The sequence below is a fragment of the Castellaniella sp. genome, from assembly GCF_047971665.1.
GTDB lineage: Bacteria > Pseudomonadota > Gammaproteobacteria > Burkholderiales > Burkholderiaceae_B > Castellaniella.
Window position 1 is genome coordinate 1 of the sequence record NZ_JBKEAA010000041.1, and the last position, 11,500, is coordinate 11,500.

Genomic DNA, 11,500 nt, shown 5'->3' on the forward strand with positions numbered 1-11,500 from the left:
ACTCATAATCCGTTGGTGCCGAGTTCGACTCTCGGGGGGCCCACCAGGTTTTCAACCGCATCGAGGGCCCTCTCCCACGATCAGGATGTGACCAATCGTGGCTTCGAAGCCCTGAACAGGGAGAAATCCCGCATCTGTGTAAGCGCCTGCAAATTCTTGCCTCCCCGCGCTGCGACCAGGTCCATAATCTTCTTCATGAAGAAAACACTTCTTTCCCGCCGCGCAGGACAGTTCGCCCTCGTATTCGCCATGGCATCCGCCCTGAGCGGATGCGCCGTCTACGAGCCCGCGCCCGCCTACTACGACGACGGTAGCATCTACAGCGACTCGTCGGTCTACGTCGCGCCGCCGACCCTGTATTTCGGGTTCGGCGCATGGAACGGATGGCATGGTTGGGACAGAGGCCGCGGCTGGCGCCCGAGACCCGGCAGCTGGCACCGGGGGCGTGGCGATCACGCAGGGCCTGGCTGGGATGGTGGGCGTGAGGGGCATGCGAGACCCGGCGGACCGGGTGATCGCGGCGGGCCGGGTGGATCCGGACGACATGTTCGACCAGGCATGCCGGGAGGCCACGGCAGGCGTTGAGCTTACCCGGCCTGCGTCTTGCGGGCGGCGCGCTCGCTTTCCACCCGTTGCGTCACGTCACGCGCCATCGCGACCGAACCCATCCCCTGCCCGGCCCCATCCAGGACCAGCGCAAAGGTCATTTCGACATAGCATTTCTGCCCGTCCTTTTTCAGTCCGCGGGTCAGGGTCGGCCGGCCTTCGAGTTTCATCCGGCCGCTGGTCAACGCCGCGTTGTAGCCGGCCCAGTGAGCGGCGCGCAGGTGCTCCGGAATGATCAGATCGAGGCTGGCGTCCAGCGCCTCTTCAGGAGCAAAGCCGAACAGCCGGCTGGCCGCCTGATTCCAGCGCACGATCCGCCCCTCTCGATCCGCATAGATCAGGGCATCCGTTGTCTGCTCGAGGATCCTTTCGGCCAGATCGCCCGATTCCGGCGATTGACCGGACACGGGCAGCCTGTCCGACGCTGGCAGCGCATCGCGGATATCACTCAGGATGCGACAGAACAGATCCGCCGGCATGGATGTTTGGGCGGGCTCCCGCTCCTCGCCAGTGTGATGCAGAATCTCCAGCCCCCGGGTGGACGCCAGCACGCGGCATAAGCCCTCGTTCTGGGCAAAACGCGCGCGCAATGCCCGCTCGACCAGGCGGTGGTGCGCATCGGAACCGAACTCAATGCGCGCCTCTCCCCAGTAGACGAACTGCCTGTCCGCCCCTTTTCCGCAGGCCTTGGCCTCCCGGGCCCAAGACGTGAACGCCTGTTCCCGGGCAGGATGGCCAGGAGGGAACTTGATGCCCTGGATGAACCCCTCGACAGACGCCTGAGAAACCTCATCGAGCACAAAGGGTGACAGGCTGAAATTCGACAGGGCAACACCTCGCCAATCGTCGGATGTGAATGCGACATTGATCGTTTTGCGGCTCATGCGGGGTCTCCATCGGTATCATCGTCACTGTAGCGCATGCACGACCATGCAGCGTGAAAACACAGGCTGCGCGTGCTACCTTACTCTTTCCCAATCGGACAACAGGCTCCGGCATGCGCGCGTACACGGCACGACTCGTCAACAATCGCATTCAGATCGAACCCCAGGAAGCCCCCCTGCCAAGACCCGGGCCTCAGCAGCTGCTGGTCCGTGTGCGCGCCGCCGGCATGAATCGCGGAGAACTGCTGGCGCTGCGCAAACAGCCTGCCGGGACCTCGACAATCCTGGGCATCGAAGCGGCCGGAGAGATCGTCGAGGCCGGAACCGGCTCCCAGCCCTTTCAAGCCGGCGACCGCGTCATGGGACGTTGCCGCGCCGCTTTCGCAGACTATGCGCTGCTGGACATGCGCGATGCCATGATCGTCCCCGAGCGCCTGTCCTGGATTCAGGCAGCCGCCATTCCCATCGCCTTCATGGTGGTCTACGACATGCTGATCGACCAGGGACGTCTGGGCAAAGCTCAATGGCTCCTGATCACAGGGGTTTCCTCAGGGGCGGGGGTCGCAGCGCTGCAACTGGCCAAGGCGCTGGGCGCGCATGTCATCGGAACCTCGGGATCATCCGAAAAGCTGGCGGATCTCCAGCGCCTGGGCCTGGACGTGGGCCTGCCTACGCGCCATCCCGATTTTTACGACGCCGTGATGACCGCCACCCAAGGCCAGGGGGTCAATCTGGTCGTCAATATCGCGGGCGGCTCGGTCTTTGCCGAATGCATCCGCTGCCTGGCCTTCGAAGGCCGGCTGGCCACGATCGGCTACATGGACGGCGTGCTGGAAGGACGCCTCGATCTCGCCGCGCTGCATGCCCGTCGTCTGAGTGTCTTTGGCGTATCCAGCAAAGGCTACGGCCCCGAACAGCGCCAGCGCATCGTGCAGGGCGTCATCGATCACGTGCTGCCACGCCTGGCCGACGGTCGGCTCGTACCCGTCATCGACCGCGTCTTTTCGTTCGACGAACTGGCCGCCGGTCTGGCCCGCATGGAGTCCAACGCACAATCAGGAAAGCTGATCGTGAGCAGAGAGGCGGCCGCGTGAACGGCAGTGGCGCGCGCGCCTGTCAGACAAGCGCGGGATTCGATCCACCCGACGGGGCCCTACCTCGCGCGAGCCAGCTCTATCACCCGAGCCGGCGGCAGATTGGCCCAGACGACCGGGCCATGCCTGACCAGAAAACCCTCAGACAATCCGACGGCCGGCAGGCCTCGCAGCATGTAGGTGAACTGCACCAGCGGACAGCCCGGCCTCAGGAGCATCCGGCACTGGTCAAGCACGGCAGACACGACATCGGGCGCCAGAGAGCGCAGTGGCAGACTGGAAACGATCCCGTCCACCGGCCGGCACGCCTGGTCGGCCTCCAGCACATCCGACAGCCGGGCCGCATCCCCCTGCAAAATAACCAGCCCCGGAAAACGCTGCCGCAGATGCCGCACGAACGCGGGCGATCGCTCCACCACCCGCAAGCGATCCGCTGACACACCGCGATCGAGCAACGCCTGGGTCACCACGCCGGTCCCGGCTCCCAGTTCCACCACCAGACCCGCGCCGCCCGGATCGATCCGGGCCGCCATGTCGCGCGCCAGGCGCATCGAACTGGGCCAGACGGCCCCGACGCCAGCGGGCGCATCGAGGAGTTCACGCAGAAACAGGCCCGCCTGCGTGGCGCCGAGGGCCTCGGCCGCCCGGCGGGAATCAGCCACATAGCGCGATCCCACGGATCGTAATGTTGCGATCAAGGGCGACAGCGCGACCCCCGCGTTTTTCAGCATGCAGACCCCTTCCAGTGCTCCAGAGAACCTCTGAACAAGGCAATGCCGGTAAGTTATCACAGATGAGGGAACAGGCAGAAGTATGCAATCGTGACAACCGGCCGCCATTCCCCTGGGCTCACGGCTGCGCGGCCAGCCGATTGTCCAGGACGCGCCGCAGGCGGACAGCATCGCCAAAACGCGAGCCGCTCATTCCCTGCGCATTGAGCAGCACCATGGCCAGTTGACGGCCGCCCAGCCGGATCATCATCACCAAGCAGTCGCCGGCCTCGCGGGTGGTGCCCGTTTTCGAAGCAAGAATGTTCCAATGCGACCGGCCGACCAGCATATTGGTATTGCGAAATGCTCGATCACCGATCCGGTAACGGGCCTCGGTCGTGAACTTGCGAATCAGCGGCTGCTGCGACGCCGCATGCACCAGCCGGGCCAGATCCCTGGCCGAAGCCATGTTCTCATTGGACAGGCCGACAGGCTCGACGAACCGGGCATCATCCATGCCCAGCGCCCGCGCACGGACATTCATGGCCGCGACAAAAGCGGGCAGTCCGCCCGGATAGGTCCGTCCCAGCGCATGCGCCGCGCTGTTTTCAGACGAGGCCAAGGCCAGATGCAACAGATCGGCGCGACTCAGGCTCGTCCCGGCCGCCAGGCGCGAAGGCAGCTCGCCCACCCCATCGACATCGCTGGCCTCGACGATGATCTTCTCGTCCATCGGCAGGCCGGCATCGATCACCACCAGCGCCGTCATCAGCTTGACGATGGACGCGACTGGCCGTACGACATTCTCATCGCGCGCGAACAATACCTCGGATGTCGCCATATCCTGGACAAAAATCGAAGTGGACTTGAGCTGTTCGATCTCCCTGGACGGATCTCGTGTCACCAGGGAAGCCTTGACTGCCGTATCCGGATCCAGCGCCTCCGGCGGCGCCCCCCAACGCGCCGTGGCAATGCGCCGGCCATAACCATGCTGGCAGATCGGCAAAGCCGGCTGGGCATTGCAGGGATGAAAATTGGGGCTCTGAGCGGATGCGGCCAACGGCCAGCTGAAAATCGAAAACGAAACGGCCATCACGCCAGCCGCGCAACACAGTCCCCTCAGGAACCGCATCGCCCCGGCCCGAAACCCCGGCATCGCGCATGAGGGCGGGCGGGCGGCCCGACACCGCAGGCTGACGGTGTGGTCCCCCAGGCCAGCGATCCCGCATCGTGCATCGACCAGGCTGGCGATCCTGTGTTGTGTCTCGACCTGGCCAGCGGTCCTGCGCTGTGTCTCGACGGGCTGGATCATCCCCGACCCACGAACGGCATCTTGGTCGCCATGACCGTATGGAACAGTACATTGGCCTCGAGCGGCAGGCTGGCCATATGCAATACCGACAGGCCGACAATGTCGGCGTCGATGCGCGGCTCCGCCATTTTCTCGCCATTGGCCTGGAGAATGCCCTCGGACATCCGTGTCGTCATGGAGGTCGCGGCATTGCCGATGTCGATCTGCCCGACCGCGATATTGTATTTGCGCCCGTCCAGCGCCGCGGATTTGGTCAGCCCGGATACCGCGTGCTTGGTGGCCGTATAGGGCACCGAGTCCGGACGCGGCGCATGCGCCGAGATCGAGCCATTGTTGATGATGCGACCCCCCGGAGGATGCTTGGCCTTCATGATGCGGAAAGATTCGCGCACGCACAGGAACATGCCCGTCAGGTTGACGTCCACCACCTGCTGCCACTGCGCCAGCGTCAGGTCTTCGAGCGGCACCCCGGGCACATTGCCTCCGGCATTGTTGAACACGACATCCAGCCCGCCGAAATGCCGGACGCAGGTCTCGAAAAGGCGCGCCACCGCCTGCTCGTCCGTCACATCGGCCGGTACCGCGAGCACCCGGTCGCCGGCGCCGGACTGCGCCGCCACGTCCTCGAGCGCATGCGCGCGCCGGCCCGCCAGCACCACCCGATAGCCCGCGCCCAGCATCGCCAGCGCCGCCGCCTGCCCCACGCCCGAGCCGGCCCCGGTCACGATGGCAATTTTTGAAGGGGTTGAGTTCACACAGGTCTCCTCGCAAAGTCGCATGCCGCCAACGAGGCATTGATTCAAATGATCTTACTATCATTGGCGCTGCCGGTTGCATGCCCGCAATCATGAAAACGCACTGGTAAAAACAAAACCGGCATGAGCGCCGGCATGCCTCGCGCGCCTATTCCGCTTTTTCCCGTCAATCGGGATTTTGCGGTCCGTCATCGCACCTGCACCACCTTGCTGCATTCGCATGCCGAATGAGGGCGCATCATGCGCTTTCTGCTCCGTATCAAGGCCGTATCAAGGTGTAGCACCCGGCTGTTACCCCCTTGGATATGAGGTCCGCATAATGATTCCATCAAGGACCAACAAGGAGTTGAATGTGGCAAAACTCATCCACATCATGATTCGGGTGAGGGATCTGCAGCGATCCATCGATTTCTATCGCGAGGCCTTCGAGTTCCAGGAAACCCACCGGCTCGATTTCCCCTCTTTCACGCTGGTCTATCTTCGCAGCGAAGCCTGCCCGGTCGAAATCGAACTGACGCTGAACAAGGACCGGGAGACGCCCTACGAACACGGTGACGCCTACGGGCACGTGGCCTTTGCCGTCCCCGATCTCGAGGCCACGCACGCATCGTTCGTTCAAAAGGGCTACCACCCCACGGACATCAAGCGGCTCGACCGGGATGGCAAGGTGCTGGCCTCGTTTTTCTTTCTGCAAGACCCGGACGGCTACAAGATCGAGGTCCTGCACAGCGACGGCCACTATCAATAAGGACGCGCAGAAAACCCTCTCGCAACAACACAATAGTTCAGGAGACAAGCATGAAAGAAATCATCGCCCGGCCACCGGAGTCGGACATCCTCCGCATCCGCAGCGGTTCCCGCCGCAACTTCCTCAAGGGCACCGTCGTGCTGACCGGCACCCTTGCCACAGGGACGCTGCTGGCCGCGCTGGCGCCCTCCAGAACCTGGGCGCTCGAAGCCCAGGTCCTCGACAAAAAACAGGCGCAGGATCTCCTGCTGATGGCAAAACGTCTGTATCCGCACAAGGATCTGCCTGATGCCGTGTATGCCTTGCTCGTCAAGGACATCGACGCCGCCTGTAGCGACAAGGCCGTTCACGACATGGTGACCGCGGGTATCAAGGCACTGAACAAGAACGCCGAGGGCAACTGGGCCGCCGCCACGCCAAAGCGCCAGGTCGCCATCCTCCAGGCCATGAGCACGGACCCCTTCTTCAAAAAAGTCCGTGGCCAGTGCATCACATCGATCTATGACAACCAGATGGCCTACAAGCATTTCGGTTACGAAGGCGAGATCTGGACCAAGGGAGGCTACCTCAAACGCGGCTTCAACGATCTGACCTGGCTGCCCGATCCCCCCGAGTCGGCAAGCCCGCCGCCGTTCGACGCCTGAAGTCGGCACCCCATCACAAAAGCGCCATCAAGGCGATGGTGTCTTGCTAGAAAAGAATCAACAGGAGGCAGTTCATGGGTAACAAATACGATTACAAGGACGACAGCGTCGTCGTCATCATCGGTTCGGGCGCGGGCGGCGGCACGCTGGCCAACGAACTCTGTCAAAAGGGCATCAAGGTCGTGGTGCTGGAGGCCGGCAAACGCGAAAGCCCATCCAGTTTCATCCAGGACGAGTGGAAATCATTCGATCAACTGGCCTGGCTCGATAACCGCACGACCTCCGGCTCGTGGCGCGTCTCCCGGGATTTCCCCAATCTGCCCGCCTGGATCTGTAAAACGGTCGGCGGCACGACGACGCACTGGGCAGGCGCATCGCTGCGTTTCCAGGAACACGAATTCAAGGCCAGAACCACGTATGGCGAGGTCAAGGGCAGCAGCCTGATGGACTGGCCCATCAGCCTGGCCGACATGGAACCCTACTACGCGCGCGCCGAATCCAAGATGGGCGTCACGCGGACCAACGGCATTCCCGGACTGCCCGGCAACAACAACTTCAAGATCCTGTACGACGGCGCCACCAAGCTCGGCTACAAAGAGGTCAGCACCGGCCGCATGGCCATCAACAGCGAGGCCCGCGACGGACGGGCGCCCTGCATCCAGCAGGGGTTCTGTTTCCAGGGCTGCAAGGCCGCCGCCAAATGGTCGACCCTCTACACCGAAATCCCCAAGGCCGAGGCCACCGGCCTGCTCGACCTGCGGGTCCAGAGCCATGTATCCCGCATCGAACACGATGCTCAGGGCAAGGCCAGCGCGGTCGTCTATTTCGACCAGGACGGCAAAGAACAGCGGCAAGCGGCACGCGTCGTCTGCGTCGCCGGCAATTCGATCGAAACACCGCGCCTGCTGCTGATGTCCGAGTCCGGCAAATTCAAGGACGGGCTGGCCAACAGTTCCGGTCAGGTCGGCCGCAACTACATGCGCCACACGACCGGCTCGGTCTACGCCGTCTTCGACAAACCGGTGCATATGTACCGGGGCACGACCATGGCCGGGATCGTGCAGGACGAGGCAAAACACGATCCTTCGCGCGGTTTCGTCGGCGGCTACGAGCTCGAGACCATCAGCCTGGGCATCGCGTTCTACGCCGCATTCCTGGACCCGGGCGCCTGGGGAGCCGAGTTCGCGTCCTACATGGACGACTACGACAAGACGGCCGGCTTGTGGATCGTCGGCGAGGATCTGCCTCAGGCCCGGAACCGCATCACGCTGAACACCGAGGCCAAGGATCAGTTCGGGTTGCCGGTGCCTAACGTATACTATGACGATCACCCTAACGACAAGGCCATGCGCAATCATGCATTCGAGCGCAGCAAAGCCATCTACGAGGCAGCAGGCGCACAGCGTACTTTCGAAACACCGCCCTACCCCTCGACCCACAACCTGGGGACCTGCCGCATGAGCCTCAAGGCGGATGACGGTGTCTGCGACAAGTACGGCCGCGCACATGATGTGCCGAACCTGTTCATCTCAGACGGCAGCCAGTTCACATCGAGCGCCGCCGAAAACCCGACACTGACGATCGTGTCACTGGCGATCCGGCAGGCAGAATCGATCGCGAATTTCATGTCTCGCAAGGAACTCTGAACGTCGCAAAGGCAGCACTGAAGAAACTGTTCCAGAACAGGCTCACACAGGAGGCAGCACATGTGTCATATCTATTCCAATACCGATCCGATTCAATACGAATCCAGGAACCGGTCCGTGCGCATCGCCAAGGTCGTGACCAGCATCAAGCTGGAAAACCTGTTCTGGGACACTCTCTCGCAGCTTGCGCATGACGAGGGCATGACGACCAACCAACTCATTGCAACACTGTATGACGAGGTCTATGCCTGCAGGGACGAGGTGTCGAATTTCACCTCTTTCCTGCGGGTCACCTGTATGCGCTATTTCGAACTCAGGGGCCAGTCGATGCAGGATGCCCGGCGCGTGCTGGACCTGACCGGCCGGCATACGGCCCCGCATTCCCATGCAGCAGAGAGCCGTCTCACGCTCGGAGACAGCCCGCCGTTGCTTGGACGATAGTCCCGCTCATTTCCGGAGGCCATGATGGCCAAGAAACTGTTGATGCTGGTCGGCGATTACGCCGAAGACTACGAAGTCATGGTGCCGTTCCAGGCCCTGCAGGCGGTCGGACATACCGTGCATGCCGTGTGTCCAGGCAAGAAAGCCGGCGAGACGATCGTCACCGCGATCCATGATTTCGAGGGCGCGCAGACCTACAGCGAAAAGCGCGGCCACAATTTCACCGTGAATTGCGATTTCGAGCAGGCCGATCCGCAAGCCTATGACGGGCTGGTCGTGGCGGGCGGACGCGCGCCCGAATACCTGCGCCTGAACGAAAAAGTGCTGGACATCGTCCAGCGTTTCGACCAGGCTGGCAAACCCATTGCCGCAATCTGCCACGGAGCCCAGCTCCTGGCCGCCGCCGGCATCCTCAAAGGCCGCACCTGCTCGGCCTACCCGGCCTGCGCGCCCGAGGTCCGGCTGGGCGGCGGCACCTACGCCGACATCGGCATCGACCAGGCCCATACCGACGGCAATCTGGTGACGGCGCCGGCCTGGCCGGCCCACCCCGCCTGGCTGGCGCAGTTCCTGGCTGTGCTGGGCACCCGGATCTCTCACTGATCCGGGGGACGAACCCCTCAGCCCGGCCGCCGGCCCAAGCGCCGGCGGCACGCATCGCATCCCCCCATTCTCCATTGGCTCCACCACCGCAGCGGAACGGCAACGCGCCATGCGCAGCGTCCGCCGGACACCCGCTCGGAGGAGAATCCCGGCTGGTTACTTTGGAGATGATCGGCGCTGACATAAAATCCTTGCTTCCAGGCTCTTGCCCGAAGAGCCGGCAGCCGTCATCGCCTGCCGTCGTCATGGGTCACTGTCACCCCACACAAGGCCGGAATCGGCATGCTGGATGCCGGACCATCGACAAGGAAAACACGCATGTCAGAGATTTTGTACGACGCCACCATCAAGACCTACGATCATTTCCTCTTGTCCCTCGAGGGGCTGCTGGACAAGGTCGAAGCCCATGCCCGCGAGTCGGGGGGACCTGTGGAAACGCTGTGCGCGGCGCGCCTGTCCGACAACATGTGGGATTTTGCCAAGCAGATCGAACAGTGCTGCCATCACTCGCAAGGCGCCGTCGAGGGGCTTCGCCAGGGCGAATTCTCTCCTCTGGGCGGCGATGTCCCGCACGACCTGACGACACTGCACACGATGCTGAGTGAGGCGCGCGCGTTCCTGGCCACCATCACGCCTGCCGAGCTGGATCAACTGGCCCGGAAGGACCTGAATTTCCTGTTCAGCGACCGGCGCCTGCCATTCACGGCCAAGGACTTCCTGCTGGGCTTTTCCATCCCCAATTTCTATTTCCATGTGACGACCGCGTACGGCATCCTGCGCAACCAGGGGGTCTCCATCGCCAAACGGGATTTTCTGGGCAAGCTGCCACTCAAGAAAGCCTGAGCGCCTGCGGGTCGGGAGCATTCAATTGTAAACAATGATTTTTTTCATAAAATTCAGAAGGTTGAAAATTATGAAAATGCAACCTGAGTTCGACAGGCGAAGTCCTCTGGAAGGGGCGACTGTCATCGGGCCCTCAGTCCACCCCGGTCACCTATGTCGGCAACAACGGGCGACAATACATCGCCCTGACTGCCAGCGGCGCACGCTACAACTCCAACAATTGGGGAGATTACATCATCGCGTTCGCACTGCCGAAATGAACCCGAGATCACGGGTTGAAAAAATTAGGCTGGCCGTTGGATGCCGACAGCCCGCCATCGACCGGTAGGATTACCCCGTTGACGAAACTGGCATCCGGCCCCGCCAGGAACGAAACCACGCTGGCCACTTCCTCGGGTTCAACCAGGCGTCCCATCGGGATGCGCCTGTTGAGCACGGCCAGCGCCTCCGGTGCCTGCTTCAGCGGCGCGGCAAGGCGGGTATTGGTCGTGGCCGGGGCCACCGCATTGACACGGATACCTTCGCTTCCCAGGTCCAGTGCAAGCCCCTGAGTGAGCAACAACACCGCGCCCTTGGAAGCGTTGTAGCCATACATACTCCAGTCACCACGCATGCCCGAGACCGAGGATACATTGACCACATTGCCCCTGGACTTGCGCAGCGCCTCCAGTGCCGCCAGTGTGACGTTACGCACACCGCCCACATTGACCGCGAGCATCGCCTCGAATGCACTGTCCTCCAGCGTATCCGCGGTGCCGCCATGGACTACACCGGCATTGTTGACGACCACGTCGATCCCGCCGAATACCTTCAGCGCGGTATCGATGATCGACTTTGCCTGATCCTTCCTGGATACATCGGCGACGGCGATGACGCTCGCGTCGGCACCAATTTCCCTCATGAATCACCCCGGGAATCGCGGAGGCTGTTTGGTTAAAGTGAAACAGGCTCCGCAGCCTGGGCTGCGAGTTGCTGATAATACCGCTGTTCAGCCTCAGCGGGCGGGATGTCGCCAATCGATTCCAGCAGCCGCTGATGATTGAACCAAGCCACCCATTCCAAGGTGGCCAACTCCACGGCGGCCTTGGTCTTCCAGGGGCCACGCCGATGAATCAGCTCCGTCTTGTACAGACCGTTGATGGTTTCGGCCAGGGCGTTGATGCTCCTATGTCTGTCAAGTAGGCGTTTTGGTCCTTTCCGGGCATGGGCACACC

General features: G+C 62.6%; 13 protein-coding genes. 7 read left to right on the top strand and 6 right to left on the bottom strand.

Annotated features, from left to right (window positions below; genetic code table 11):
• Window positions 1–587: 587 nt before the first annotated feature.
• Window positions 588–1,490 (bottom strand): PAS domain S-box protein, encoded by a 903-nt coding sequence (locus ACK5JE_RS12970; protein WP_416802112.1) that lies wholly within the window; start codon window positions 1,488–1,490, stop codon window positions 588–590.
• A gap of 113 nt (window positions 1,491–1,603) precedes the next feature.
• On the opposite strand from ACK5JE_RS12970, the gene ACK5JE_RS12975 reads away from it, so the two are divergent.
• Entirely contained in the window at window positions 1,604–2,584 is a 981-nt protein-coding gene (locus ACK5JE_RS12975) for a zinc-binding dehydrogenase (RefSeq protein WP_416802113.1), read from the top strand.
• 59 nt (window positions 2,585–2,643) lie between these two features.
• On the opposite strand, the gene ACK5JE_RS12980 is transcribed toward ACK5JE_RS12975, so the two are convergent.
• From ACK5JE_RS12980 to ACK5JE_RS12990, 3 genes are all read right to left on the bottom strand, one after another.
• Window positions 2,644–3,315, bottom strand: a complete 672-nt coding sequence (locus ACK5JE_RS12980; protein ID WP_416802114.1) for a class I SAM-dependent methyltransferase — start codon at window positions 3,313–3,315, stop codon at window positions 2,644–2,646.
• 118 nt (window positions 3,316–3,433) lie between these two features.
• Window positions 3,434–4,387, bottom strand: a complete 954-nt coding sequence (locus ACK5JE_RS12985; protein WP_416802115.1) for a serine hydrolase — start codon at window positions 4,385–4,387, stop codon at window positions 3,434–3,436.
• Window positions 4,388–4,602: 215 nt separating this feature from the next.
• A complete protein-coding gene (locus ACK5JE_RS12990; protein ID WP_416802116.1) occupies window positions 4,603–5,361 on the bottom strand; it encodes an SDR family oxidoreductase in 759 nt (252 codons plus the stop codon).
• 352 nt (window positions 5,362–5,713) lie between these two features.
• Here ACK5JE_RS12990 and ACK5JE_RS12995 point away from each other — a divergent pair, with 352 nt between their 5' ends.
• The 6 genes from ACK5JE_RS12995 (at window position 5,714) to ACK5JE_RS13020 (ending at window position 10,286) form a co-directional block, all read left to right on the top strand.
• Window positions 5,714–6,109: a VOC family protein gene (locus ACK5JE_RS12995; protein WP_416802117.1), complete on the top strand. Its 396-nt coding sequence runs from the start codon at window positions 5,714–5,716 to the stop codon at window positions 6,107–6,109.
• Window positions 6,110–6,159: 50 nt separating this feature from the next.
• Window positions 6,160–6,753 (top strand): tat (twin-arginine translocation) pathway signal sequence, encoded by a 594-nt coding sequence (locus ACK5JE_RS13000; RefSeq protein ID WP_416802118.1) that lies wholly within the window; start codon window positions 6,160–6,162, stop codon window positions 6,751–6,753.
• 74 nt (window positions 6,754–6,827) lie between these two features.
• Window positions 6,828–8,399 carry a GMC family oxidoreductase gene (locus ACK5JE_RS13005; RefSeq protein WP_416802119.1) on the top strand — a complete coding sequence of 524 codons (1,572 nt, stop codon included), beginning with the start codon at window positions 6,828–6,830 and terminating at the stop codon, window positions 8,397–8,399.
• Window positions 8,400–8,459: 60 nt separating this feature from the next.
• A complete protein-coding gene (locus ACK5JE_RS13010; protein WP_416802120.1) occupies window positions 8,460–8,840 on the top strand; it encodes a ribbon-helix-helix domain-containing protein in 381 nt (126 codons plus the stop codon).
• Between the two features lie 24 nt (window positions 8,841–8,864).
• A complete protein-coding gene (locus tag ACK5JE_RS13015; RefSeq protein ID WP_416802124.1) occupies window positions 8,865–9,443 on the top strand; it encodes a DJ-1/PfpI family protein in 579 nt (192 codons plus the stop codon).
• 318 nt (window positions 9,444–9,761) lie between these two features.
• Window positions 9,762–10,286, top strand: coding sequence for a DUF1993 domain-containing protein (locus ACK5JE_RS13020; RefSeq protein ID WP_416802121.1), 525 nt, complete (start codon window positions 9,762–9,764; stop codon window positions 10,284–10,286).
• Between the two features lie 268 nt (window positions 10,287–10,554).
• Here the strand turns inward: ACK5JE_RS13020 and ACK5JE_RS13025 are convergent, their stop codons facing one another.
• Both ACK5JE_RS13025 and ACK5JE_RS13030 read right to left on the bottom strand, forming a co-directional pair.
• Window positions 10,555–11,187: an SDR family NAD(P)-dependent oxidoreductase gene (locus ACK5JE_RS13025; protein WP_416802122.1), complete on the bottom strand. Its 633-nt coding sequence runs from the start codon at window positions 11,185–11,187 to the stop codon at window positions 10,555–10,557.
• A 32-nt stretch (window positions 11,188–11,219) separates the two neighbouring features.
• On the bottom strand, window positions 11,220–11,500 hold a 281-nt coding region (locus ACK5JE_RS13030), incomplete at its 5' end, for an integrase core domain-containing protein (protein ID WP_416802123.1).